The organism is Borrelia hispanica CRI, assembly GCF_000500065.1.
In the GTDB taxonomy this organism is placed as follows: Bacteria; Spirochaetota; Spirochaetia; order Borreliales; family Borreliaceae; genus Borrelia; species Borrelia hispanica.
The window spans coordinates 120,771-146,621 of the sequence record NZ_AYOU01000164.1; the positions used below are offsets into that span (position 1 = coordinate 120,771).

Annotated in this window: 23 protein-coding genes; 9 read left to right on the plus strand and 14 right to left on the minus strand. The window is 26.3% G+C overall.

All coding sequences use genetic code 11. The annotated features are described in order from the left end of the window. From U880_RS0108980 to U880_RS0109010, 7 genes are all read left to right on the plus strand, one after another. The gene (locus tag U880_RS0108980) at nucleotides 1-1,302 is read left to right on the plus strand and encodes a V-type ATP synthase subunit B (RefSeq protein ID WP_024655691.1); all 1,302 of its coding nucleotides are present in this window, start codon (nucleotides 1-3) and stop codon (nucleotides 1,300-1,302) included. Between the two features lie 2 nt (nucleotides 1,303-1,304). Then, entirely contained in the window at nucleotides 1,305-1,901 is a 597-nt protein-coding gene (locus U880_RS0108985; protein ID WP_024655692.1) for a V-type ATP synthase subunit D, read from the plus strand. 10 nt (nucleotides 1,902-1,911) lie between these two features. Next, a complete protein-coding gene (locus tag U880_RS0108990; RefSeq protein WP_024655693.1) occupies nucleotides 1,912-3,741 on the plus strand; it encodes a V-type ATP synthase subunit I in 1,830 nt (609 codons plus the stop codon). 19 nt (nucleotides 3,742-3,760) lie between these two features. Continuing rightward, nucleotides 3,761-4,195 carry an ATP synthase subunit K gene (locus tag U880_RS0108995; protein WP_024655694.1) on the plus strand — a complete coding sequence of 145 codons (435 nt, stop codon included), beginning with the start codon at nucleotides 3,761-3,763 and terminating at the stop codon, nucleotides 4,193-4,195. A gap of 63 nt (nucleotides 4,196-4,258) precedes the next feature. Beyond that, a complete protein-coding gene (locus U880_RS0109000) occupies nucleotides 4,259-5,236 on the plus strand; it encodes a hypothetical protein (RefSeq protein WP_024655695.1) in 978 nt (325 codons plus the stop codon). A 47-nt stretch (nucleotides 5,237-5,283) separates the two neighbouring features. Then, the gene (gene lepA, locus U880_RS0109005) at nucleotides 5,284-7,083 is read left to right on the plus strand and encodes a translation elongation factor 4 (RefSeq protein WP_084543268.1); all 1,800 of its coding nucleotides are present in this window, start codon (nucleotides 5,284-5,286) and stop codon (nucleotides 7,081-7,083) included. A 188-nt stretch (nucleotides 7,084-7,271) separates the two neighbouring features. After that, a complete protein-coding gene (locus U880_RS0109010) occupies nucleotides 7,272-8,222 on the plus strand; it encodes an L-lactate dehydrogenase (RefSeq protein ID WP_024655697.1) in 951 nt (316 codons plus the stop codon). Between the two features lie 22 nt (nucleotides 8,223-8,244). Here U880_RS0109010 and U880_RS0109015 read toward each other — a convergent pair whose 3' ends face one another. From U880_RS0109015 to U880_RS0109025, 3 genes are all read right to left on the minus strand, one after another. Beyond that, a complete protein-coding gene (locus U880_RS0109015) occupies nucleotides 8,245-9,774 on the minus strand; it encodes a YifB family Mg chelatase-like AAA ATPase (RefSeq protein ID WP_024655698.1) in 1,530 nt (509 codons plus the stop codon). Between the two features lie 31 nt (nucleotides 9,775-9,805). Beyond that, a complete protein-coding gene (locus tag U880_RS0109020; protein WP_024655699.1) occupies nucleotides 9,806-10,201 on the minus strand; it encodes an iron-sulfur cluster assembly scaffold protein in 396 nt (131 codons plus the stop codon). A 146-nt stretch (nucleotides 10,202-10,347) separates the two neighbouring features. Beyond that, the gene (locus U880_RS0109025) at nucleotides 10,348-11,616 is read right to left on the minus strand and encodes a cysteine desulfurase (protein ID WP_024655700.1); all 1,269 of its coding nucleotides are present in this window, start codon (nucleotides 11,614-11,616) and stop codon (nucleotides 10,348-10,350) included. Nucleotides 11,617-11,780: 164 nt separating this feature from the next. Here U880_RS0109025 and U880_RS0109030 point away from each other — a divergent pair, with 164 nt between their 5' ends. Together U880_RS0109030 and U880_RS0109035 are read left to right on the plus strand one after the other, a co-directional pair. Next, nucleotides 11,781-12,098 carry a hypothetical protein gene (locus tag U880_RS0109030; protein WP_024655701.1) on the plus strand — a complete coding sequence of 106 codons (318 nt, stop codon included), beginning with the start codon at nucleotides 11,781-11,783 and terminating at the stop codon, nucleotides 12,096-12,098. Continuing rightward, nucleotides 12,091-13,377, plus strand: a complete 1,287-nt coding sequence (locus U880_RS0109035; RefSeq protein ID WP_024655702.1) for a hypothetical protein — start codon at nucleotides 12,091-12,093, stop codon at nucleotides 13,375-13,377. The genes U880_RS0109030 and U880_RS0109035 overlap by 8 nt, the downstream gene beginning before the upstream one ends. A 19-nt stretch (nucleotides 13,378-13,396) precedes the next feature. Here the strand turns inward: U880_RS0109035 and U880_RS0109040 are convergent, their stop codons facing one another. The 11 genes from U880_RS0109040 to U880_RS0109090 all read right to left on the minus strand — a co-directional run bounded on the left by U880_RS0109040 (nucleotide 13,397) and on the right by U880_RS0109090 (nucleotide 25,838). After that, nucleotides 13,397-14,647 (minus strand): ABC transporter permease, encoded by a 1,251-nt coding sequence (locus tag U880_RS0109040; protein WP_024655703.1) that lies wholly within the window; start codon nucleotides 14,645-14,647, stop codon nucleotides 13,397-13,399. After that, complete coding sequence (locus U880_RS0109045) at nucleotides 14,644-15,333, minus strand: ABC transporter ATP-binding protein (RefSeq protein ID WP_024655704.1); 690 nt, start codon at nucleotides 15,331-15,333, stop codon at nucleotides 14,644-14,646. Before U880_RS0109045 ends, U880_RS0109040 begins: the two co-directional genes overlap by 4 nt. After that, nucleotides 15,334-16,584 carry an ABC transporter permease gene (locus tag U880_RS0109050; RefSeq protein ID WP_024655705.1) on the minus strand — a complete coding sequence of 417 codons (1,251 nt, stop codon included), beginning with the start codon at nucleotides 16,582-16,584 and terminating at the stop codon, nucleotides 15,334-15,336. Continuing rightward, on the minus strand, nucleotides 16,571-17,626 hold the full coding sequence (locus U880_RS0109055; protein ID WP_024655706.1) for a hypothetical protein: 1,056 nt from the start codon (nucleotides 17,624-17,626) through the stop codon (nucleotides 16,571-16,573). The genes U880_RS0109050 and U880_RS0109055 overlap by 14 nt, the downstream gene beginning before the upstream one ends. Then, entirely contained in the window at nucleotides 17,623-18,468 is an 846-nt protein-coding gene (gene ftsY / locus U880_RS0109060) for a signal recognition particle-docking protein FtsY (protein ID WP_024655707.1), read from the minus strand. Before ftsY ends, U880_RS0109055 begins: the two co-directional genes overlap by 4 nt. A gap of 50 nt (nucleotides 18,469-18,518) precedes the next feature. Then, entirely contained in the window at nucleotides 18,519-19,928 is a 1,410-nt protein-coding gene (locus U880_RS0109065; RefSeq protein ID WP_024655708.1) for a hypothetical protein, read from the minus strand. Beyond that, nucleotides 19,910-20,987, minus strand: a protein-coding gene (gene prfB / locus U880_RS0109070) for a peptide chain release factor 2 (RefSeq protein WP_235048057.1) whose coding sequence is annotated in 2 segments (ribosomal slippage) — nucleotides 19,910-20,933 and nucleotides 20,932-20,987 — 1,080 coding nt in all. Because the reading frame shifts where the segments join, the coding sequence is not laid out codon by codon here. The genes U880_RS0109065 and prfB overlap by 19 nt, the downstream gene beginning before the upstream one ends. Then, nucleotides 20,987-21,559: a hypothetical protein gene (locus U880_RS11920; RefSeq protein ID WP_024655710.1), complete on the minus strand. Its 573-nt coding sequence runs from the start codon at nucleotides 21,557-21,559 to the stop codon at nucleotides 20,987-20,989. The genes prfB and U880_RS11920 overlap by 1 nt, the downstream gene beginning before the upstream one ends. Beyond that, a complete protein-coding gene (locus U880_RS0109080) occupies nucleotides 21,556-23,871 on the minus strand; it encodes an RnfABCDGE type electron transport complex subunit D (RefSeq protein ID WP_024655711.1) in 2,316 nt (771 codons plus the stop codon). Before U880_RS0109080 ends, U880_RS11920 begins: the two co-directional genes overlap by 4 nt. Further along, nucleotides 23,871-25,337, minus strand: a complete 1,467-nt coding sequence (locus tag U880_RS0109085) for a hypothetical protein (RefSeq protein WP_024655712.1) — start codon at nucleotides 25,335-25,337, stop codon at nucleotides 23,871-23,873. The genes U880_RS0109080 and U880_RS0109085 overlap by 1 nt, the downstream gene beginning before the upstream one ends. 27 nt (nucleotides 25,338-25,364) lie before the next feature. After that, nucleotides 25,365-25,838 carry a divergent PAP2 family protein gene (locus tag U880_RS0109090; RefSeq protein WP_024655713.1) on the minus strand — a complete coding sequence of 158 codons (474 nt, stop codon included), beginning with the start codon at nucleotides 25,836-25,838 and terminating at the stop codon, nucleotides 25,365-25,367. Nucleotides 25,839-25,851: the final 13 nt, after the last annotated feature.

The window sequence follows — 25,851 nt, forward strand, 5'->3', positions numbered from 1 at the left end:
ATGAAGAGAGTATATAGTAAGATAGAATCTATTGTTGGGAATGTAATAACTGTTATAGCAAAAAGTGTTAAATATGGAGAACTTGCCATTGTAAAATCCAAAAATGGAAGTTCCTTAGCGGAAGTGATTAAGCTAGAGAGGGATAAGGTTTCTCTGCAAGTTTATAATGGAACAATAGGCATTTCAACTTCAGATGAAGTTAAGTTTTTGGGCCATCCAATGCAAGTAACATTTTCTGAAAATTTACTTGGTAGAATTTTTGATGGTGCTGGTAATCCTAAAGACGGAGGACCACGTCTTGAGGATAATTTAATTGAAATTGGTGGACCATCGGTTAATCCTGCAAAACGTATTGTTCCAAGAAATATGATAAGGACTGGAATTCCAATGATAGATGTTTTTAATACTCTTGTTGAATCTCAGAAATTGCCAATATTTTCTGTGTCTGGAGAACCTTATAATGAACTTCTTGTAAGGATAGCTCTTCAAGCTGAGGTTGATCTCATTATTCTTGGAGGAATGGGACTTAAAAATGATGATTATTTAACGTTTAAGGATTCACTTGAGAGTGGTGGAGCTTTAAGTAGGACAATCTTTTTTGTAAATACAGCCAATGATCCTGTTGTTGAGTCTTTAATTGTTCCTGATATTTCTCTTGCTGTTGCTGAAAAATTTGCTTTGCAGGGAAAAAAAGTTTTGGTACTTTTAACCGATATGACCAATTTTGCAGATGCTATGAAGGAAATAGCTATTACTATGGAGCAAGTGCCATCTAATAGAGGTTATCCTGGTGATTTATATTCTCAGCTTGCATCTAGATATGAGAAGGCTATTGATTTTGAAGGTGCAGGGTCAATTACTGTACTTGCAGTTACTACAATGCCTGGAGATGATGTTACTCATCCAGTGCCTGATAATACGGGTTATATTACTGAAGGACAATACTATTTAAGGAGAGGTAGAATTGAACCTTTTGGCTCTCTTTCAAGACTTAAACAAATGGTTAATGGAAAGACAAGAGATGACCATAGGACGATTATGGATTCAATGATTAAGCTTTATGCATCTTCAAGAGAATCTATAGAGAAAAAAGCTATGGGATTTAATATGACAGAGTGGGATGAGAAGCTTCTTAAGTATAGCAATATGTTTGAGAGTAAGCTTATGGATTTGTCTCTTAATATTCCTTTAGAAGAGGCTTTGGATTTGGGTTGGACTATTCTCTCTAGTTGTTTTGAACCTAATGAGACTGGCATTAAAACAGAATTGCTGGAAAAGTATTGGCCTAAAAATAGGGATTAGAGATGCCTAAAGTTAAGTTGACAAAAAATGAACTTAAAAAACAAAAAGATGATCTTAAAATGTTTAGTAGGTATTTACCTACTTTGCAACTTAAAAAACAACAACTTCATTTGGAAATTAGAAAAGTTAAGGCTTTGAAAGAAGTGAAAAAACTTGAAAAGGATAAGTTGAAAAGGGATATGAAATTTTGGATTTCGTTATTTGGTGAGAGATTTCCTTTTCAAGATTGGATTCAGATTAAAAAAGTAATGAAGGGTTTTTCAAATATAGCGGGTATTACTATACCCGTATTTGAGTCAGTTGAATATGAAGATATTAAACATGATCTTTTGTTGACTCCTTATTGGGTAGATGTGGGAATAGAGGCTATTAAGAACATTATTCAAATAAATGCGGAACTTGAAGTTTTAGATGAGCAAGCTAATTTGTTGGAATTAGAACTTAATATTACTTCTCAAAGAGTAAATTTATTCGAAAAAGTTATGATTCCTAATGCTAAAATTAATATAAAAAAGATTAATGTTTATCTTGGAGATCAACAGACTGCAGCTGTTGTAAGAGGTAAAATGGCGAAAGCCAGTTTAATTAAAAATAGATGAGGATGTGTTAATGATTGTTAAAATGAAGAAGGTTTTGCTTTTAACTTTATTAAAATATAAGAGAGATTCACTTGAGATCTTAAGAGAATTGGGGGTTGTTCATATCAATTTTTGCAATAAAGTTTCAGAATCTTTACAAAAAGTTATTGAGGAGAGGGGTATTTTAAATCATGCTTTGTCTTTGCTTGGTGATGATTCTGAAGTGCAAATTTTAAGTTCTTCAAATGAGAATTTTTTAGATATTGCAAAACGTATAGTTGACTTAGGTTCTGAGATTAAAGATTTAAGAGAAATGCGTCAATCATTACTTCGTAATAGAGATATTATATCTTTTTGGGGATATTTTTCTGTTGATTTAGTCAATAAATTAAGGGGATGCAATATTTATGTGCAATTTTTTAAATCTGGAATGTCCGAATATAAAAAATTGTTGTTATTTTCTAAGGTTAAAGTTGCTCTTATTAATAATTATAAAGGTACAGCCTATTTTGTAGCTATTAATGACTCTAAACAGAATATAGATGTAGCTGAAGAATATGAATTTGAATTTGACCTGGATTCTATTGAAGCCAAGTTAAAAATGATAGATGAGGTTTTAGAGCAAAAATTAACTCAGTTGTCAATTTTAAATAAATATAGAAATATTTTAAAAGATGCAATAAAAGAGTATGAACAAATTATTGAATTTGAACAGGTTATGGCTGATATGAATGTGGAGTGTGATGAGTTTGTATATATTACAGGATTTATTCCTGAAGATAAGCAAAAATATCTTCAAAATGCGACTCTTAATGGTAAGTTTGTGGTACAATTTGCGGAGCCAGATGATAATGATTTTATTCCTACTTATGTAAAAAGAAAAGGAATTGCTAAGCTTGCTAAGCCTATTTTCGATGTTTTAGATACAATTCCTGGATATAAAGAGAGAGATGTTAGTTGTGTTTTTATGTTGTTTTTCTTTGTGTTTTTTGGGATGATAATTGGTGATGCGGCTTATGGTGTTATATTTTTATTAATAGGCATTATTATTAGTTTGATTAGCGTTTTTAAAAATAAACCATTAACTTCTGCACATGCTTTAATATTTTATTTAAGTACCTCAGCAATAATATATGGTTCTATGACTGGTACTTGGTTTGGTAGTGGTCATTTTGTTCTTGATTTGTTTCCCATTTTGAAATCTCTGAAGGTTGAGTATTTGACGGGAAATAATGGTATGCAAAATGTTATGTTTATATGTTTTACAATAGGGGTTTTACAGCTATCTTTAGCTCATGTATGGAATTTTGTTCAAAAAGTGAAAGAAAAGCCACATATACATGCAATTGCTCAAATTGGTTGGCTTGTTTTAATGCCTGGGCTTTATTATTTTGTTCTTAATTTAATACTTGGAAGTGATAATTTTCCTATGCACAGTATGATTCTTAATATGATATATTTTGGAGTTATGCTTATTTTTGTTTTTGACAAACAGGATGGTTCAAACTTTTTTGTGTGTCTGTTAAAAAGCTTTGGAGGACTTATAGAGCAATTTTTAGCTACTGTTTCAGGATTTGCAGATATAATATCTTATATTAGGCTTTTTGCTGTTGGACTTGCAGGACTTGCAATTTCTGATAGTTTTAATAGCATGTCAGTGTCTTTATTAAAATCATCTAATATTGGTCTTATAATAGGCGGTATTATTGTGATACTTTTTGGACACATTTTAAATATAATGTTATCTTTATTATCTGTTGTTGTTCATGGAGTAAGACTTAACATGCTTGAATTTTCAAATCATTTGGGTCAGGAATGGAATGGATATTCTTATAGACCTTTTAAAAAAATTAAAGACTAGATAAGGAGAGAATAAAATTATGGATATAGGTTTAGTAGGAGTTAATTCAGCTTTAACAATTTCTGCAATAGGTTCAGCTTTGGGAATGGGGGCTGCCGGAAGTGCTGCTATTGGAGCGTGGAAGAGATGTTATATGCAGGGTAAGTCGGCTCCCTTTTTATTAATTGTTTTTGTTTCAGCACCTCTTACACAAATAATATATGGTTATATATTGATGAATACTTTAGCAGAGGTGATGACCCAGGCTAATCCTTGGTTATTGTTTGGAGCTGGTTTTGGTGGTGGAGTTGCAATGGCTATTTCTGCTTTTGCTCAGGGTAGAACTGCTGCAGGAGCTTGTGATTCTTTTGCGGAGACTGGCAAGGGATTTGCAACAAATCTTTTAGTTTTGGGATTAATTGAATCTGTTGCTCTTTTTGTAATGGTATTTTTGATGATATTTAAGTTTGTTTAAACTCAAATATTCAGATATTAAATTTTCTCGCAATTTGTGAGAAAATTTAATATATTTATTAATATGTTACGATTTTTTTTATTTCTTTTTATTTTTAGTTTTATCTTAAATTTAAATTCATTAGATGTAAAAGAACTTCCATATTGGATTTTGATTGAAAAAGGGCGGCAGTTAATTTATTCTAAGGAAGGTTTTATCAAATCTAATCTTACTGATGCAATAAATTTTTTGCAGGAAGCATTGCTTAGGAAAGGTATATATCCAGAAGCTAATTATTATCTGTCTATTGTTTATAGCATGATTGGTAATGTTGTACTTCAAAAATTACATCTTCAAAAAACTTTAGAAGATAAAGATTATTTGTTGGATAAATCGTTTGAAAAAAATATACTTTTTTCTTTGGCAAAAATTGCTGAAATTGAAAATAATTATGTTGATATGATTGATTATTTAAATGAAATTTTAAGTAAATTTTCACGTGGTGATGATTATTATAATTATCACTATATTGTGAAAAAATATGGAAATACTTCGGGTGATAAATCTGATATGTCCTTTTATTTAAATTCTTATCTAAAACAGGTAAGAGGGACATCTGGTATAGATTTTACTTTTAATCTTTATAGATTTAATAATTATGGTCTAATAGATACTCATAAATTGTTATCAAAGGTATATTTGAAGATAGGTGCCCACAAACTTGCCATTACTCATGGACTTGTTGCTGCAGTTGGTATCTTAACTAGAATGTATCATTATATTAATTATTATGAACCTCTTTATGAATTTAAGAATTTAAGATCTTTTGTTCAAAAAATAAATGAATATAATGATGTTAAGTTTAGTTTTGAATCTACAGATTTTTGGGAAATAATGTATAATATTTCTTATGCTACTTATATTTATGATGAACATAAGCATAAGTTGAGGGCTGTGGATACTTGGAAATTGATAGTTGATCTTGCTCCTAAATTTTCACCTTATGTTCTAAAATCAAAGACTCATATTAAAAGTTTTTTGTTTAATAAAAATGTACATTAGTACAATATTCCTAAACATTCTATTTTAGATTTAGGGGGAGGCATAAAATTAGTTCTTATAAAAAAAATTTTTGTATTATTGCACATATTGACCATGGTAAATCAACTTTAGCAGATAGGTTTATACAAAAGGCTAAAATAATCTCAGATCGAGAGTTTAAGAGTCAAATTCTTGATAGTATGGATATTGAAAGAGAGAGAGGAATTACCATTAAAAGTCAAGCCGTAACTATTGATTATAAGTGTAGTGATGGCAATATTTATGAGCTTAATTTTGTAGATACTCCAGGACATGTCGATTTTTCTTATGAAGTCTCAAGAGCAATTTCATCTTGTGAAGGAGCACTTTTACTTATTGATGCTAGTCAGGGCATAGAAGCTCAAACCGTTTCAAATTTTTATATGGCATTTGAACATAATCTTGAAATTATTCCTGTTATTAATAAAATAGATTTACCAAGTGCAAATATTGATTTTGTGAAAGAGCAAATAGAGAATGATTTAGGACTAGATGCTAATGTTGCTGTTCTCATATCTGCTAAGAATGGAATAGGTATTGATGAATTACTTGAGGCTATTTGTAAGTATGTCCCTTCTCCTAAGGGTAGTACAGAGAATCCATTAAAAGCTTTGATTTTTGATTCGCATTATGATTCTTACCGTGGTGTCGTTGTTCATTTTAGAATTTTTGAGGGACAAATTAAACCTGGTTATAAAATTAAATTTATGCATGCAGATAGAGAATATTTTGTAGAGGAGATTGGAATTTTTAAAATCATTCTTGAAAAAAAAGATATTTTAGAAGCAGGTGATGTTGGATATTTTATTGCAGGAATAAAAAATATATCGGATGTTAAAATTGGAGACACTGTAACCCTTGTTGATAATCCAGCAGTAGCTCCTCTTGAAGGATTTAAAGAAGTTAAGCCTGTAGTTTTTTCATCTGTTTATCCAGTTGATGCTAATCAATATGATGATCTATTGAAAGCAATGGATAGACTTAAACTAAATGATGCATCTCTTACTTTTGAAAAAGATGCTTCAGCTGCTCTTGGACATGGATTTAAATGTGGATTTTTGGGGCTTTTGCATTTAGAGGTGATTCAGGAAAGAATTGAACGTGAATTTGATCTTAGTGTGATATTAACATCACCATCTGTTCGTTATAAAATTATTCCTAAAAAGGGAAATCCCTATTTTATTGAAAGTCCTGAGCAATTTCCCGGAAATGAAAATATTGAAATTACACTTGAACCTTATATTAGGGCTAATATTATTGTTCCTGCTGAATTTTTAGGTAATATTATGAGTGTTTGTTTGCTTAAAAGAGGTGTACAGGAAAATTTAATTTATCTTGATGCCAAGCGTGTTGAAGTTATTTATAAGATGCCTCTTGCTGAAATATTGTTTGATTTTTATGATAAGATTAAGTCTGTAAGTCGTGGATATGCTTCTTTTGATTATACACTATTAGGATATGAAGAGACAGATTTAGTTAAGTTGGATATTTTAGTTAATGGAGATAGAGTTGATGCATTATCTCAATTGGTTTTTAGAGATGGTGCACGAGCAAAGGCCTTAAATATTTGTAAAAAATTAAAAGATGAGATTGCAAGACAGCAATTTAAAATAGCAATTCAAGGAGCTATTGGTTCAAATATTATTGCCCGTGAAACAATTTCACCTGTTAGAAAAGATGTTACTGCTAAATGTTATGGGGGTGATATTACTCGTAAGAGAAAGCTTTTAGAGAAGCAAAAAGAAGGAAAAAAGCGACTTAAAATGATAGGAAATATTGAAATACCACAAAGTGCATTTCTTGCTGTTCTTAAATCAGATGATAATTAATTTATGTTGAGATTAGTGTTGAGATAAATTATCTTTTATTTAAAGATGTCAATTTATACGTTTGTTTGCTTTGTAGATTAGATAGTTCACACATGTCTTTATAAAAATATTGTTCAATTGTTTTAAAGTATCGTAAACTGTTATAAAATTACATTATACCAATGAAATAATTTTATATGGAGATAGTTATGCTTAAACGTAATAAAGTTGTTCTTGTTGGGGCAGGTGGTGTTGGCTCAAGTTTTGCTTATGCTTTGACAATAGACAACTCACTTGTTCATGAACTTATAATTATTGATGTAGCTCAAGATAAAGCGAAGGGTGAAGTCATGGATTTAAACCATGGTCAGATGTTTTTGAAAAAAAATATCAAAATAGAATTTGGTAATTATAATGATTGTTCTGATGCTGATATTGTTGTAATTACTGCCGGTCTTAATCAAAAACCAGGTGAGACAAGACTTGATTTGGTTGGCAAAAATACTAAGATTTTTAAGGAAATTGTAACAAGTATTGTTTCAAGTGGATTTGATGGTATTTTTGTGATTGCAAGTAATCCTGTTGATATTATGACTTATGTGACAATGAAGTATTCTAATTTTCCAACTTGTAAGGTTATTGGAACAGGTACAACACTTGATACTTCAAGACTTAGATATTTTTTGGCTGAGCGTCTTAATGTTAATACTCAAAATATACATTCATATATTATGGGTGAACATGGAGATAGTTCTTTTGCTACTTGGGATGAGACTAAAATAGCTATGAAGTCTTTATCAGAATATATTGCTGATGGGATAATAGTAGAATCGGAACTTGATGAGATTCATAATAATGTTGTTAATGCTGCTTATGAGGTAATTAAACTTAAAGGTTCAACTTATTATGCTATTGGACTTGGAATTAAACGCATTGTTAATGCGATAATTGGTGATCAAAACCTTATTTTACCGATATCTTCATATATTAATGGTCAGTATGGTGATTCTATTAAAGATATTTATATTGGGGCACCTGCTGTAGTTTGTAAAGATGGTGTAAAAGAAGTCCTTGATTTTAAAATTAGTGAGAGAGAACTTAAAAAGTTTCAAATTTCTGCCAATCAATTGAAGAGTTATCTTGATAAAATAGAATTTTAATTTTGCCCCAATTGGGGCTTTTTTATTCTTCTAATAATTTTTCTCCATGTTTTCTGTGCTCAATTGCTTCTAGTAATGATTCTCTTGAAATATGAGCCTCATCTTTTAAATCGGCAATTGTTCTTGCAAGTTTTAGGATTGAATGGGTTGCTCTTGATGATATATTAAGTTTATTTAATATATAAATCATTTCTTCTGTCAGAATTTTGTCTAGGTTACAAAATATTGCGATGTGTTCTGGTTTGAGATCAGAATTTTTATGAACATTTTTAATATTTTCATATCTTTGATTTTGTATATTTCTTGCTTTTATTATTCTCTTTTTAATTTCTTTTGAACTCTCATTGTCTTCTTGAAATAATTTGGCATTATTTACTGGTTTAACTGGTACTCTAATGTCAATTCTATCAAGCATTGCTGCTCCAAATTTTTTCCAGTAGTTTGAAACTTCTTGTTGTGAACAAAAACATTCAATATCGTTTTTTCCAAGGTTGCCACAAGGACATGGATTTGTTGCAATCATTAATTGAAAGTTTGCAGGATATTTAAATGATTTTGAACTTGCTCTTACTATTGAGATTGTCTTATCTTCTATTGGTTCACGCAGTGATTGCAATATTGATTTTTGAAATTCTAGAGCTTCATCTAAAAATAGGATGCCATTATGAGCAAGTGATACTTCTCCAGGAAGTGCATTAGATCCTCCACCAATAATGCCTTCTTTGCTTGCAGTTTGATGTGGTTGTCTAAATGGTCTTTTTCTGATTATTTTTGTATCTATTAGCTTTCCTGCAATTGACCAAATTCTATTTGTTTCAATAATTTCTTTATTTGTAAGTGGAGGTAATATTGATTGTACACATTTAATACTGAGTGTTTTGCCACTTCCAGGAGGTCCAAATATCATAATATTATGTCCTCCTGCTACTGCTATTTCTAGTGCTCTTTTTATCCTATGTTGTCCTTTAATATTTTTAAAATCGTATTCAAATTCTTCTTCATTTTCTTCTGTTTTGAAATTAATTGTAGGTTTTGCGGGAAATATATTATTATTAAGATGTTCAATTATTTCTAGAGTTTCTTTTAAAGTTTTGACTCCCCAAATGTTTAAATTTGATATTAACAGGGCTTCTTCAAGATTATCAAAAGGTATTATTATACATTTAATTCCTTTTTCTTTTGCAAGAGAAATTGCAGGTAATACTCCCTTAATTGTTCTTATTTGTCCATCTAGTTGCAATTCTCCTAACATTAAGACTTTTAAATTGTTATTTTTATTTTCTTTTGTACTTATAATGCTAGTTGCAATTGAGAGATCAATTGCTGTTCCAATTTTTTTGATACCTGCTGGTGCAAGATTTATTAATATTCTATCTTTTGGGAAAGTAAATTCTGAATTTTTAATAGCTGCTTTTATTCTTTCTCTTGATTCTTTAATTTCACTTCCAGCTAATCCAACAATATCAATTCCTGGTATTCCTTTTTTAATATCTACTTCAACTTCAATTAGTTCTCCTTCGTATCCTATTGATGAGTGAGAGTATATTTTCATATAATTCTCCTTTAATTGCGATGATTTAATGTTACTTTAAAATTTCTTTTAAAGCTTTGTACGGTAGAATGAAACAGTCTTTTCTGTTTGTATATAAGAAATTTTCAAAAATTTTAAGGTTTTTATTGATTTCTTCTAAATTTTCAAAATTATTGTTAATTATTTTTGTTATGATTTCTGATGTTGTCTTTTTAGATTGATTGTCGCATATTTTGGTTAAAAGATAAGTACTGGCTAGAAAGACTATACATCCATATGCGTTATATTTTAGTCTAATTTTTTTGTTGTCTTTATCTATTTGAAAAATTATTTGGTCTCCACACTTAGATTTGTGATATATTGGATTTTGATTTTTTTCTACTTGAAAGCAATACTTTTTTATTTTGCTTAGTCTTATTAGTTCTTTTTTTATTTCTTCTGAGAACATGTTTCAATTTTAAGAAGTTTATTTGATTAAATCAATAATAGTTTTATATTGATTTAGCTTAAATTTTAGATAATAGGTAAATTTTATTTATCAATTTTACTGTCTATATAATTAAATTAATGATTTTTTAATGTTTTCAAATTTATTTAATAAAATTCTTTTATTGTTTTTTTAAGTGAAGAAATGAAAATATCAATTTCTTCTTTTGTATTATATAAGTAAAAGCTTATTCTTAATAAATGATCTTTTTTAATGTTTTCTGAAAAAAATGCAAGGTAAGCACATGTTTTGCCAGATCTGGTTGCAATTCCCATTGTATCAAGATATGTCTCAATGTCATGTGAATGAATATTTTTTACTGTAAATGATATTATTGATTTTCGTTTAATATTTTTATTTAAAATGAATTCAACCTCATCAATTTCTTTTAATTTTGAAACACAATATTCAATTAGTTCTTGATCATGTTCTTGAATAAATTGCATAGTTATGTTATTTATATATTTTATTGCTTGTCCAAGACCAATAATTCCTGCAATATTTGGTGTACCTGATTCAAATTTATTTGGGGAATTGATGGTTTTAAAATCAAGTTTTTCATTTTTTATATAGATATTTTCTATGGCATTGCCTCCTAGTTTGGAGCTGTTGAGTTTGTTTATAATTTTATCTGATATGTATAATACCCCAATGCCTGTTGGAGCAAGCATTTTATGTCCTGAGAATACTAAAAAATCACAGTTTATTTTTTTTACATCTATTTTTATATGTGGTGCCATTTGAGCCGCATCTATGAATAATGTAATTTTGTTATCCTTAGCAATTTTTCCTATTTGCTCTAAATTTTGCATTGTTCCTAGTATATTATTTATTCCAGACATAGTAATGATTTTTGTTTTATCTGTAATTAGATTTTGTATTTGTTTTGGTTGAATAATTCCCATTTCATTGAATTTTGCAAGTTTAATTTTTAAGTTTAAATATTTGGCAATATTGATCCAAGGAAGTAAATTACTATTATGTTCAAGTGTTGTTGTAATAATTTCATCATTTTCTTTAAAAAATTTTGATAATAACAATGAATTTGCTATTGTATTTGTTCCATCTGTAGTTCCAGAATTGAAAATTATGTTTTTAGTAGATTCTGCATTGATAAATTGTTTAACAATTTTTCTTGTCTCTTCTATTTTTAAGCTTGATTCTATTGCAAATTGGTGTCCACTTCTATGAACATTTGCATTATAATTTGTGTAGTATTCAACTATAGATGAAATTACACTTTGGGGTTTTTGAGAAGTTGCGGCATTATCAAAATAAATGATTTTTTGATTATTAATAGTTTTATTTAAAATAGGAAAGTCTTTTCTTAAATTTTTTATTTTTTCATTTTTATTTTCTAATATATTGATATTCATTTATTACTCTTTGTTTTTGTATAAAAAATTTTATTTTAAAAATTATAACATTATTTTTTATTTTATTTTTGTGTGTAAAATATTTTGTATTTTAATTGAAACAGTTTAGGATTTTAAATCTTATATTTTAATTCTAGATAAATATTTATGTTATAATTCGTTTTATGAAAGAAATAATTTACAGATTTGAAAAAGCAGAAGATTATAAATTAGTTCCTATTAATAATATTTATGGAAGTGTAACTAATACTGGAGAAATTTTTTGTGATCTTGTGTTTGAGTCTACAGAAATTCCTGAAGAGATTGTTTATACTAAAACTAAAGAAGGTGTTTTGGAAGAGATTTCTGGGGAGCTTAGGGGTTCTAAAGAAAAGGTAATTTTGATTAATTCTTTTGTTGGAATTTCTATTACAAAAGATACTGCTAAAAATATTGCTTATTGGCTTTTAAAAAAGGTTGATGAACTAGAAGATAATGAGTAAAACTTCTGAAGAAAGAATTAAAATTTATTTATCTACGTTATCTAAGCATAAGAATAAAATTTTAAAAGAAAGAAGAATAAAAGAAATTATTGAACGAGCTGATATTTCTGATGCTGATATAGAGAATATTGAAAAGCATTTTTTCAAGATATATGATAGAGCTCGACAATTAGAGAGAACTGGAGATTTAGTGCATTCTTTAAGAGAACTTCATGCTGTGTATTTGTATTCTCTTCATAATAAGTCTCTCTTTACTTCGTTTTTCAATCTGTATAAAAGGCTTGTTACGGAAATAAACACTAAAGAGACAAATAAAAAATTAATACATGTAAGTTTGCAGGCTAGAGAGTTTGGAATAATTGATGGCGTTGATTTAAGAGAATATGATGAATTTGCGAGATTGAAACAAAGGATATTAGTATTATTATTAAGTTTTATATTAATATCTGTTATTGCATTTATTACATATAAAACTGTATATCCTTTTATTAGTGGTCATGGATATTTTGGTGATTTAGAGAGGGATATCAAAGAGCCTGTAGTTCAAGGCTTGCCTTCAATTACAAGGGCATCTGATTTAATAGTTGAATCTGCTAATCTTATTGGCAATCCTAATGTTTTATATCATGTTGAAGTTGAAAGTGCTAAGGTATTGGTTTTTGAAGATTCACATACTTATCAGTTAAAAGCAGGAGTTATTTCATCGAAAGATTCTATTAAAAATATTTCTTATAGTATAACGGTTTATGATGATTTGGGAAAACCTATTTTAAATAAAGTTTTTGAAAAGAAGAGTGATTTTCCTAATAAATGGAATAAGGGAGTATATGTTCCAATTGATTTTATATATAATGTTTCTAAAGGTATTAGTTCTCATCCTAAAAAAATGGTTCTTGATATACGTTTAATTGAATTTTTTAAAGAAGTTAATGATTTCTCTAGTGTTAATTTGGAGACAAGTTCGTCAATATTAACTTTTAAATATCTTGGTAGTTATTTTAATGAATTTTTTGAAATTTATGAAGTTAGTTCTTTAATAGAAGTTTATAATAGTTCAAGTGATGATATTAAAGATTTAGAAATTGAAATAATGTATTTTACTAAAGATAGTCAAGTCATTAGGTCGTTAAAGAGAAAGTTAATTTCCGAATCAAATTCTTTTCTTAAATCTCGTTCTAGACAAGTTTTTACGTTAAAAACCATTTTTCCAAAAGAGATTTATTTAAATATTAAAGAAGAATTATCTTCTATTAAAATCATTAATGTATTTGTAAAATAGTATTTATTTTTTATATAGATTATAGTATTTCTTTTTCTTTAAATTTTGAAATGATGTCTAAAGGAATAAGTGTTGTTGCAATACTAATTAATGTATAGGATAGGAGGATAATTAGGCTAAATTTAGTACTTATTTTGATGTTAAATTCAGAAATATAATAATCAGAATTTAGAAGTTCTGTGTTATCAGCGCCAAATATCTTTAAAATCATATTGGTTATAATATCTATTATGTTAATTACGTGTTCTATATTGATGGTTAGGTAATTTCCTATGATTATACCTATTATACATGATGTTGAACTTAAAACAAGTGCTATCAGTATGAATATTAATTTAAGGGTTATATTATTCATTCCAATTGATTTTAATATTGCAATTTTCTTTTTATTTTCAAGTATTAACATACAGAGTGATGAGGATATGTTAATGCTTGCAAATATTACGATAAATGCCATAATGAATATTAAAAGTTTTTTGCTTATATTTAAATTTGTATATTTGTTTAGATATAGTTCATAAAATGTTTTGATTTTATATTCTTTAAATTCTTTTGTGATCTTTTCTTTAAGATTATTAGTTTTTTCTTTTGTATTGGTTTTGATAGAAAGACCAATTATACTTTTAGATAGTTCTTTTGTCATTATATTTGCATCTTGTAATGAAATAAAAACTAAATTTTTATCAATTTCTTTTAATCCTGTTTCAATTATTCCAGCTATGGTAAATTTTTGTGCTCTTGGGAGTATTTTTTGATATTTATTGTTAGGTACTATTAGGTAGATAGAGTCATTAATATTTAAATCAAGTTTGTCTTTGATTTGTCTTGATATTAATATTTCATTTTTGTTAAAGTTTTTCTTCCCATCTACTAATTTTATATGCTTATTATTATCAACAAATTTATTTTCTACTGCTCTGATTAAAGCCCCTTGTTTTTTTTTATTTCCAATAAGTCCATAGGTTCTTCTCTCAAAAAAATATTTTAGTTTGTCATGTTTATATTCGTTTTTAAGTTTTTCTAGCTTAGATTTGAGATATTCATCTTTGTGAATCTCATTATATTCTATTTGTACTGAAAATCCTTCATTTTCAATGTATCTTTCTATTGTGGCATTCATGATATTGTTTGACATATAATAAACGATTATTAGAGGAATCATTACTAAACTTAAAGATATCCCAGAACCTATAAGAGCTTTTTTATTTTTTGAGTGTATAAATATAACATATGCTATTTTAAAAAGTTCTTTAATATTGGAGTGCATCATATTCTCTTTAATGTTTTATCTCTAAGTTCGTATTTGATATCTGCTTTATTTGAAAATTCTGGATTATGACTGACCAAAAGAAGTGTTTTATTAAATGTTTTGGATGTTTCTATTAATAATGATTCTACTGTTTTGGCGGTGTTGATATCTAGATTACCAGTAGGTTCGTCGCATAGGATTATATTTGGTTCGTTTATTAGAGCTCTTGCAATAGCTGCTCGTTGTGCTTCTCCTCCGGATAATTCTGAAGGATAATGTTCTCTTCTTGTTTCTATATCTAATATTTTCATTAAGCGTAAAGCTTTTTTTTTGATTTCTGTAAAGTTGTCTTTTCCTTCTATTATTTTAGGTAAAATAATGTTTTCAAATACATTAAATTCATCAATTAAATTGTGGTTTTGAAATACAAGACCTATTTTTGTATTTTTATATAAACTTAAGGTTTTTTCATTTGCATTTTTTAAAGATATTCCACATGATATTATGTCTCCTGAATCCATTTTATCAATTCCTGATATGATATTAAAGAGTGTTGATTTGCCACAACCACTTTTACCTTGAATAGAAATAAAATCACCATTTTTGACATTTAAATTTAAATTTTCTAGTACTTGTATTTTCGTTTTGTTTTTAGTATACGTTTTATATATTTCTTTAATGCATATTATGTTTTGTGTATTGTTCATTTATGATGTTGCTCCGTTTATTGTATCAGTATATTTGATTTTTTTAGTCACTTTTAGGCTTGAACATATTGTAAATAGACAAGCAAAGAACAGTATCAGCATTAAATCACTTAAAAATATTTTAGGGGTAATTGTATTTTTTATTATTTTTATTTCTATATTTTCCAGATTTAATTTTAATATATAATTTACAGCATTAATCAAGCTATTTATCAAGATGTCAATTGTATTTAGAATTTCATTTATGTTTAGAGATATTATGGTTCCTGAAATTATGCCAATTATGCTTCCCAATACGCAAATTACTATTGAATGAATTAGGAAAACTTTTCTAATCTTTTGTGCTCTTAATCCCAAAAATAAGATTATTGAGATAGATTTACTTTTATTAATTATTATCCTTTTTTGGAGGTAGTATGTGTTAACAGCAATGACAAGAAATATGCTTGTTAGAATGATTAACATTGTATTTCTCTCTATTTTTAGTGCTTTGTAAAATTCTTTATTATATTCATGCCAAGGTTTAACTTTGATTTTTTGATTAATATTTTTGATTGCATTTATTAATTTTTTACTTGGATATAAATTTTTTGTTTTTAATTGATAATTAATATCTAGATCTTTAATTAGTTGTTTTGTATAAAAGTAATTGATATTCATAAATACTGTAGATTGATTTATTTTGCTATAATTGCTCTTAAAAATGGCTTTTATTTTAAATCGTTTTACTTCATTTTTCAATGTATGTAAATTTGTAATTTCATCATTTAATATCAATCCTATTGTGTCTCCTGCATATAGATCTAAGTTATATGAAAGCACGTCTCCTATGATGATTTCATCTTCATTAAGTTGGATTTGAGATGCTGTAAGACCTGTTAGAAGGAGAAAGTTTTTGTCATTTATGACGTCTTTTGTGTCAAATGCGATTATATTTAATATGCTTGGGTAATAATAATTTTCAATTCCAATTCCTTGTGTTTCATAAATTTTATTTATTTGAATTATTTCTTTCATTTTTTTAATGGAATTGAATTCTTGTTCATTTAATTTGCTTTCAATTTTTAAATTGCCACTCTCTAGTGTAGATATACTTGTGAAAAAATCATTTTGAAAACCATTCATTATTGATATTGTGATAATGATAATGATTTGTCCAAGTACTATACTTAAAATTATGACGATTGTGAGTGATAAGCTATTTTGTTCATCTAAGATTAATCTTTTAAATAAGAGTCTATTTAGTTTCATTTTTATCTCTAGTATCTGTATTTATTTGTTCAATAATTTCGTCATTTTTATATCTTATTTTAAATATAGGGTTTCCATTATGGTATATCTTTTGTTCATATTCATTGTCGTTAAAATAATCAGTCTTTAGTGATATTAAGTCATTTTCATAGATTGTTTTTGACATTAATTTATTATCAGAATCATATTCATATGTTGTTTTTGTAGTATATTCTTTATCTTCATCTTTGATAATGATATTTTCCATTGTAACATGTCCAGATTCATTATATTCAAAGTCGATTATTTTTGTTATTTTATTATCTTTATAGATTTCTTGTTTTATCAAGTTATGATCTTTATATTTTGATATGGTTTTTGTATTATCTTCTTCTTTTATATTGATTATTTCATTGTCATCTAAATATTGATTGTTTTCTTTAGATACAATTTTGTTATTATCTAGTATTATGTTTTTTAAATGTCTCTTTTGATCATCATATTGGATTACTTTTGTTTTAGATTTTTTTATATCAAGATATGTTGATTTTATCTCTCCATTGATTCCATAATTCCAAATTTGTAAATCTGATCCTGTTATTTTTAAAAGTTTTCCATTAGTATCTTTCATATAGTGTATTGTTTTTGGTTTTTGATTTAAAATTTTGATTTCTTTGTAAATCACATCGTTATTTTTATAAAAATAGTCTACAGATTCAAGAATTATTCCTTTGGGACTATATTTTATTTCTTTTATTTTATTATTTAACTCGTCGTAGATTTCTTCTTTTATCTTAATATCTTTTTCATTGTAAAATGTTAATTGTTTTTTATTATCTTCTATTTTTTTTTGTGTTTTGTATTTGATTAGTTTTAAATCTTTAAAAAGGCTAAATTTTTCAATTTCATTAACTTTGGTATATTCAATGTAAAATCCTGTTTGGGGAATATCATATATTTCCTGGTACTTGTTGAAAAATACGTCTGATATAAAGTAACTTTTTCCGTATGTGTTTTGTATTAAAATTGAAATTAATATTAATTTTATGATCTTTGTTGTCATAATAGTTTATCTAAGTAGTTTTCAGTGTTAAATTCTTTAATGTTTTCTACTTGTTCTCCAAATGTAAAGAAATATATGGGTTTTTGAAATAATTTTGATATATTAATTATTCCACCTGCTTTAGATGATGAGTCAAATTTTGTGGCTATAATTCCGTCAATTTGTATTGCTTTGTCAAATATTTCTGTTTGATTATTTGTGTTTTTTCCAGATATGGAGTCTATTACCAGTATTTTTTTATAATTGATATTTGTATCGAGTATTTGTTTTTTTATCACTTGATCCATTTTTTTGAGTTCTTTAATTAAGTTTTCTTTGTTTTGGAGTCTTCCTGCTGTATCAATTATTAATATATCATAATTTTTAGTTTTTGCACTTGAGATACTATCAAATATTACTGCTGCTGCATCACTTCCTTGGTTTTGAGATATGACTTTAATGCCAATTTTTTCGCTTTGTATTTTAAGTTGTTCGATTGCTGCAGCTCTGAATGTGTCTGCTGCAGCAATTAGTACATTTTTCCCTTCATTTTTGAATTTATTTGCTAGTTTTATAATACTTGAGGTTTTACCAACCCCGTTTACTCCAAGTATCAATAAGATGTTTAATTTTTTGTTTTCTAAATTAAGAGATTGTTGATTTAGAAAACTCGTTAGTAAATTTTTTAGTTTTAATAGTGTTTCTTTTTCATCTTTAGCTTTTATTTTTTTAATATGTTCTACTATTTCTATTACTATATCGTTTTTTATATCTGCTTCTAAGAGTATATCTTCTAACTTTTCAATTATTTGTGTCTTTTCTTGATTCTTGAATAAATTTCTTATTTTATTAAAAATGCTCAAAAGTTTAGTGCTCCTATTTTTTATTTGGTGTTAAATAAATTTACAATAGTTTATTCACCTCGAGTTGCTTCTTTAATATATTGTACCAAATGAATGATTAATGGTATAAAACTACCAACGGAAAATGTTATTCCTGTACCAAGTAAGAATGTTGCAATCATCTCTTCTACTTTTGCGTTATATAAATCTTGAGGCCTTATTCTATTTTTTAAAATATTATTTAAAGCTATATTGTAAAGTTCTGAAGATTCATTATATTTTGTTATGGCAAATGCAGTTCCTATAAGATTTAATGTAAAAATACTAAGGTTGATATAGAATATATCTCTTTTTTTAATGAGTTCGCTTTTATTGTCTCTTACCATTTCTATATGAACCTCTTTATCTTTGTTATTTATTATTATGAATTTATTTTTGTGTTCTTCAGCTTGCAATAATATGGATTCTATATTTTCAGGTTCTTCAATTTCAATTGGTGTTTCTCCTATAAATACTCCTTTTTTAAATACTTTAGATGTTATATTACTTGTAATTAATATTTTATTGGAATTTGCTTTTTGTAAGGTAATATTTAAGTCAATAGTGTCACCACTTTTTACTTTTTGTTTTATTCTATAGGGTTTGTAAGTTTTACTTATAATGTCAATGATAATTTCTTTATCTGGTAGTTTAGAAATATCCCATATATCATTGTTATATAATCCTTTTGATACAAATTCTTCATTTATATATATTTTGGCATCCAAATTATTTATGACATTGATCTTAAGTTTAATAAATTCTCTTCCTAATATTTCTTCAAGACTAAGTTTTGCTATTTTGTATGCAATGTCATCAACGGATGATGATAGTTTGAAAATTTCTTTGTAAACTTTTACTCCTTGTGGAGTAATATTGCTAATTTCAACTAAATAATGTTTATCTACTTTTTTTAAGTGTATGTAATTAACAAAGAATAATTCTTGACTTGTTAAAAGTTCTATATTCAAATTTGATAGATGTACTTTATCTTGATGCTTTTTGTAATTTGCTTTTATTTTTTTTAAAGTTATAAGGTATTTTTCAAGTTCTTGTTGTTTGATTTTTATGTTTTTAATGTCTTCTTTAAGATTTTTAATTTTAGCTTCTATTTTATTTTCTTCTTTTAAGCTTATTGCATTTTGTAACTTTTTTTTGTCCATGTCTTCTTTGAGTTTGCTAAATTCTTGTTCTTTTTTTATTATATTTTGATATACATAAATGCGTCTTATAAAGTCTTTATCATTATCGTTAATAATGTGTTCATTTATTGCATTGTATATCTTATTTAGTGTTTGTTCAATTCCTTTTTGGAGTTCTTTATTTTCATCTTTTGTATTTATGATATAAGAAAATCCGTACTCAATGTTACTCTGAGTATATGCTAATTTAGTTGTTGAGATTGAAAGTAACATGATTATTATTAATTTAAATTTTTCCATTTTAGGTATTCTTCTATAAAGTTATCAATGTTGCCATCCATCACAGACATAATATTTGGATTTTCAAATTTTGTTCTGTGATCTTTTACTAGAGTATAAGGTTGAAATATATAAGATCTAATTTGATTGCCCCACGATATATCTTTTTTTTCTTGTTGTTGAGATTTGCTTTTTTGTTGTTCTAATTTTTTGTAGTGTTCATAAAGTTTTGATTTTAATACTTTCATTGCTAACTCTTTATTTCTATGTTGACTTCTATCAGTTTGAGATTGTGTTACTATTCCTGTTTTAAGATGTGTAATTCTAACGGCTGATGATGTTTTATTAACATGTTGTCCTCCTGCCCCTGAAGCTCTATATGTGTCAACTCTAATATCTTCTGGTTTAATTATTATTTCAATTTTATCATCAATTACAGGATCAATGAAAACAGATGCAAAAGATGTGTGTCTTTTTTTTGCAGCATCAAAAGGAGAAATTCTTACAAGTCGATGTATTCCCACTTCACTTTTTAAAAATCCATATGCATATTTTCCTTTTATTTCGATTGTAACAGATTTAATGCCCCCTTCAGCTTCCAGTAAATCTATAAGTTCTATTTTATATCCACGTCTCTCAGAATATCTTAAGTATGTTCTATATAGCATATTAACCCAATCACATGCTTCTGTGCCACCTGCTCCTGAATGTATTGTCAGGAATGCGTTATTGATGTCAATATCTTCTTTGAAATATGATAATGTTAAGATATGTTTATATTGTTCTCTTAATTTATTAACATCTCTCTCTAATAGTGCTTTATCATCTTCACTTTCTGCAATTTTACAGAGTTCCCTTAAATCTTTAAGTTGACATATTAAGTTTTCCCAAGGTTCAATTTTGGTTTTTAAAATATTTTGATTCCTAAGAATTTCTTGTGCTCTTTTATTATCATTCCAAAAATTTTCATTATTTATTTGTTTTTCATATTTTTGAAGTTGTATTTTAATCTTGTCACTGTCAAAGCTTCCTCCAGACATTTTCAATTTGTTCTAGAAATTCATTTATTGTTTCTCTCATTATAAACTCTCACTATTATTTATTAATATAATTATATTTGGAATCAAAGATAAAATGAAGATTATAAAAAAGTACATTGTTTCATTAGTTATTAGTTTGAATGTTGATTTTTTTTCCAAACTTCTCTTTATTATTGTTGTTAATATAATAGTTATTAAGATGCTTAGTGAAGATAAGGTGAGTATTGTTATGCCTTCTAGAAAATTATGACTTTTATCTAGAGAAAAAAATATTATTGCAATCAAGCTACTATTAGATAACAAAAAATCATTTGAGTATTTTGTCTTGCTGTTATACATGACAACTAAGATATTGTTTAGTGTTTTTAACATAATTGTTAGTATGTAAATTAATGTCATATATATTATTGGTATCATAAATAATAAATTGTATTCTACAAATAATTTATAAATATAAAAAAGGCAAGAATAAATTAGTAGCGAAGTGATTATGATAGTTAGATATTTTGTTGATAATCTTTTATTATCTTTTATTTTGATATCTTCAATTCCAATAAAGTGTATTAGTAACAAATTGTTTACTAATAAGTATGTTATTAAATTGTTTGTCATATCTTAATAATTTCTTCTCCATTTTCATTTTTATTTTCTCTTACTTTTTCTTTATTTATGCTTAAATAGTGTAGTATTTTTTTTATGTGGAATGTTAAGCTGTACTTTTTAATTAGTGTTGAACTTATTTGTAATATAAATATTGATATTATAGCTGAAAAAGTTTCAAGAGGAATATAACTTAGAGTTATAAAATATCCTAAAGATAATGCAAATCCATAAAGTATTTGTTCAAATTTAAAGTGAGGAGCTGTTTGTAATTCTGTACCCATTGTGAATATTAAGATCATTGGAATTGGTGACATTATCAGGCTTAATATATCAAAACTTATGTAATTATAGAGAGAAAGGTTTTGTAGTATGTAAGCTATGAATAGCAGACTTATATAAAAAGATAGTGGTATTAGTTTGTTGATAATGAATTTTTCAAAGATGAATGAGAAGCCAATATAGATTAGAATGGGGGATAAGTACTTTTCATTTTGAAATCCCAAAAGGTTTTCAATATGGAATCTTGGTATCATTATATTTAAATGAGATAATATTTGTTCATTTATAAATTTGTCGATTATGTCGATGTATTTGTTTTCATGTCTTTTAAATTCTTTTAAGTTTTCTAAGTTGTGAATGTTTGGATTTTGAGAAATTATTTTATTCCATGTAGGAATTATATCGTTTTGTTTAACAAGTTCTTTGTAATATGTTTGTTTGAAACTTAGTGGAAAATTTAGTAATAAAAATATGAATGAAATTAATATAGGATTTATAAGGAGTTTGGAGAGCCTTGAGAAATAAAAAAACATTAAAAATGTAAAAAATATTGCCATTATTTTTAATGTTATAGGAAAATTTAAGGGTAGTATTATATTGGTAATTAATGCAGTATATATAAAAAAAGAAAAATATCTATATTTGGATTTGAGCATTATTGGTATATATGAACATAAACTTGTGATTATTAATATAAGGCTATCAATTAAAAATTTGATGTTGTTTGCAAAAGAAAATATTAAATTAGGAATTAATGCTAATATAGTAATTAAATAGATATCTTTTAAGTTGTTTTCGGTGTATATTGGTTCATTATTAAAGCTTATATTTAATATATTTTCCTTTATTTCTTTTTTTACTTTGTTTATTTCTTCTTCGATTTCAGTTTCAGTGTATTGTAAATATTGCTGTTGTGTGTTTTCGTTATTGTCTTGATTTTTAATTTTTTCTAAAATAATTTGTTCCATACATAATGGTGAAAAACTGGGTGTGTTTAAGAGTTTAATTTTGTTAACTTTGCTAAGTATTGTTTTTTTCCTTAATATTGTGATGCTATATATATCTCTTGTGATAGGTACATTTAGATTATCTATTTTTATTTTATTTATTGGATTGTTTAAAAAAATATCGTATTTTTTTAAATCAATATTTTCGTCTATTATTTGTTTAATAGATGTACCAATTTTAACTTTGATTATTTTGCTTTTTATTTTTTTATTTCCATTGATGGTTATGAGTTTTTCTTTATATGGAGAATTTGTTTTAAGTGTGGAGTAAATATTATAGAGATCTTCAATATTTGTTAATAGTATATTTTTATTTGGATTTATATTATTTTTTGTGTTTTCTTCATTGTATAAGAAATGCATTATTACTTCGTGATTTGAATATGGATGTGAAGAGTTGGGAATTAATTTGATTGTTAATCTTTTGTCTTTTGTGATATTTGATTTTTCAAGTTCTTTTTTAATATTATGGTTTTCGGTTATTATTAATATTTCTTTAAATTTGAATATTTTATCAATAGTTTCAAATCCGTAGACAATTTTGTCTAGTTTTGTTGTTATTAATATTTCTGCTATATTTGTGAATGAATCTTTTCCATTGATTAACAAAATCATTTTGTCTATTTTTTTGCATTTGTTCATATATTGAAATAATGAATCTTCATTAAACCAAGGAATTCCTAATCGAATTAATTTTTCTAGTATTTTTTCTCTTGATTCTTCTTCAGTTGAAATTTCTTTTTCATTGTTTATTCTTCCGTGAAATCTTATTAATGCTGATTTTATTTGATTTTTATTTGGAAGATTGGCAGTATATATTTTTTCTATTATTCCAGATATTGGGGTATATGTGTAAAGTTCTACATTTTTGTTTTTTGATAATATTTGTCCTTCTGAAATTCTTTGATTTTCAATGACATATATTGTAGATTTTGAATCTGCTGTTTCTAGTGGAATTAAAACACATTCAGGTATTTGGATTTCATCTATGTTAATTTTATATTGTCTTTTGATTTTTGTTTGTGAGTTAAACATTAAGTATTTCCCCTGATATATTTTCTATAACTTTTTTCACTCATATTTAAAAGAATTGTAAATCTTATTGCTTTAAATAGGAATAGTAATAAGAAAAATGGCAATGAGAGAGTGAATAATGTTTGATAATTGTTTTTATTAGTTGTAATGTTAGCAGGTGTTTCTTTATATATTAAAATTGGATTTCCATTTTCTAAGAATAATCTTGATAGTTCTTTATTTAGGTTTTTAGATATAAATTCTTTGTCTACTTTGTATATAATTTTTGGATTGATAGTTATTTTATTGTTTTCTATTTTAAAGTAGTCTTCTTTTACATTTGTGTTTACTTTGCCGTATTGAGATGTGATTTTGTATTTAAGTTCATTTTGATAAAATATATGATACATATAGCCTACAATATTTGGTATTTCTTCATTATGTCCAACCATTAAATAGATATTATTGGGATTTAGATAGTCAAAGTAGTTTAATTTTTTGCTGTAAAGATAATTGAAATTATTATAAGAGTTAAGTATATTTTGGGCGTAAAAAAATGGCATTATTGAGACTATAAATAGCATTATATGTATTAGTATTTTGTACTTCAAAATTTTGGTTTCTCGTTTTTGTTCTTTTATTTCAATTAAAGATAAAAATGTATGTTTCAAGTTGCTTTCAGTTTTGATCCAAGTAAATATTAGGAAAATACAAAGTGTTGATATTGATACACAAATAATTAAAATGGCTTCAAGGTTGGTGGATAAAAAATTAATGCTTACGGTAAAATATAATACTATAAATAAAAATAGAAATATTGGGGTTTTGATTTTTTTAATTAATACTGTAAAGCCTATATCTTTTAGATATATTTTGTTGTAATTTTTGTTAAAATTGTCAATTAGTACAAATAGTAGATAAGCGAGTATGGTTAAAGGATAAAAGTATGATATTTCGTCACTAAATATAAATATAATACATGAACTTATCAGAAAGAGGATCATAAAAGGAGCATATTTAATATTTAGTGATAATAATAAAATCATTATTATGATGAAAGTTGTGATTGAAAAGTATTTTATTTTGGTTTTATAGTTTAATGAATGCATTTCTGCTTTAATATTTTGATCTTTTTTTAATTTTTTTAAGTCATTATTAGTAAATGATGATTCAACATAAAGTATTTTTTTGTTTCCTGTATTAAAAAGATTAGGAAGTTTTTTTAAAAATAGATCTTTTCGAAGATCGTAGTCATTAAGATGAATTAATTTGTCTATTGTTATTTCTTTAAAGTGAGGAAAGTCCAGTATGTGTACTTTTGTTGTGTATTCGGATATTGTTTTATATCCTAATGAGTTTATATAGTCATTTGCTATTTTTAGGTCTTTTTCTTCTTGTAAATATATTGGTTTGTAGTCTCCAAATTGTGCTATGTTGCAAGAAAGTAGTGGTATTAGCAATATATGAAAAAACTTTAGTAGATTCATTTTTTCCTTTATGATCTGTTATTTAGATTATTCGATATAGTATTTGTTACATATTGCCCATGCAGAAATTATACCAATCAGTATGCCTGTAAATACTTCTTTTTTTTTGTGTCCTTTAACAACTTTAATTTTTAAAGGTTCAATTTTGATTTTCATTTTTAATTGTTCTGATAAATCATTTAAATATTCTGCTTGAACACCTGCCATATATCTAACTCCAAATGAATCTCTTATTGTGATTAAAGCAAAAGCTAGAGCAATAATAAAGTGAGTATTAATTCCTTCTTTTATTAATATTGATGTTGCAAGGGCTGTTACTGTTGAAGAGTGACTGCTGGGCATACCCCCTGTTTCTAAAAAAATGCTTTTTAAAAAATATTTTGGACTTAATTTGAGTTTTTTTGTTTTTATTGCTTGGATGATATATTTAATCATTTGAGCAATAATACCTGAAATTAAACAAGATAAGAAAAGGTCATTTGTAAACAAATCTTTTATCATTATTTGATTACTC

Coding starts and splice junctions, on each gene's coding strand:
- U880_RS0108980 (WP_024655691.1), top strand. CDS start 1: ATGAAGAGAGTATATAGTAAGATAGAATCTATTGTTGGGAATGTAATA.
- U880_RS0108985 (WP_024655692.1), top strand. CDS start 1,305: ATGCCTAAAGTTAAGTTGACAAAAAATGAACTTAAAAAACAAAAAGAT.
- U880_RS0108990 (WP_024655693.1), top strand. CDS start 1,912: ATGATTGTTAAAATGAAGAAGGTTTTGCTTTTAACTTTATTAAAATAT.
- U880_RS0108995 (WP_024655694.1), top strand. CDS start 3,761: ATGGATATAGGTTTAGTAGGAGTTAATTCAGCTTTAACAATTTCTGCA.
- U880_RS0109000 (WP_024655695.1), top strand. CDS start 4,259: ATGTTACGATTTTTTTTATTTCTTTTTATTTTTAGTTTTATCTTAAAT.
- U880_RS0109010 (WP_024655697.1), top strand. CDS start 7,272: ATGCTTAAACGTAATAAAGTTGTTCTTGTTGGGGCAGGTGGTGTTGGC.
- U880_RS0109015 (WP_024655698.1), bottom strand. CDS start 9,774: ATGAAAATATACTCTCACTCATCAATAGGATACGAAGGAGAACTAATT.
- U880_RS0109020 (WP_024655699.1), bottom strand. CDS start 10,201: ATGTTCTCAGAAGAAATAAAAAAAGAACTAATAAGACTAAGCAAAATA.
- U880_RS0109025 (WP_024655700.1), bottom strand. CDS start 11,616: ATGAATATCAATATATTAGAAAATAAAAATGAAAAAATAAAAAATTTA.
- U880_RS0109030 (WP_024655701.1), top strand. CDS start 11,781: ATGAAAGAAATAATTTACAGATTTGAAAAAGCAGAAGATTATAAATTA.
- U880_RS0109035 (WP_024655702.1), top strand. CDS start 12,091: ATGAGTAAAACTTCTGAAGAAAGAATTAAAATTTATTTATCTACGTTA.
- U880_RS0109040 (WP_024655703.1), bottom strand. CDS start 14,647: ATGATGCACTCCAATATTAAAGAACTTTTTAAAATAGCATATGTTATA.
- U880_RS0109045 (WP_024655704.1), bottom strand. CDS start 15,333: ATGAACAATACACAAAACATAATATGCATTAAAGAAATATATAAAACG.
- U880_RS0109050 (WP_024655705.1), bottom strand. CDS start 16,584: ATGAAACTAAATAGACTCTTATTTAAAAGATTAATCTTAGATGAACAA.
- U880_RS0109055 (WP_024655706.1), bottom strand. CDS start 17,626: ATGACAACAAAGATCATAAAATTAATATTAATTTCAATTTTAATACAA.
- U880_RS0109065 (WP_024655708.1), bottom strand. CDS start 19,928: ATGGAAAAATTTAAATTAATAATAATCATGTTACTTTCAATCTCAACA.
- U880_RS11920 (WP_024655710.1), bottom strand. CDS start 21,559: ATGACAAACAATTTAATAACATACTTATTAGTAAACAATTTGTTACTA.
- U880_RS0109080 (WP_024655711.1), bottom strand. CDS start 23,871: ATGTTTAACTCACAAACAAAAATCAAAAGACAATATAAAATTAACATA.
- U880_RS0109085 (WP_024655712.1), bottom strand. CDS start 25,337: ATGAATCTACTAAAGTTTTTTCATATATTGCTAATACCACTACTTTCT.
- U880_RS0109090 (WP_024655713.1), bottom strand. CDS start 25,838: ATGATAAAAGATTTGTTTACAAATGACCTTTTCTTATCTTGTTTAATT.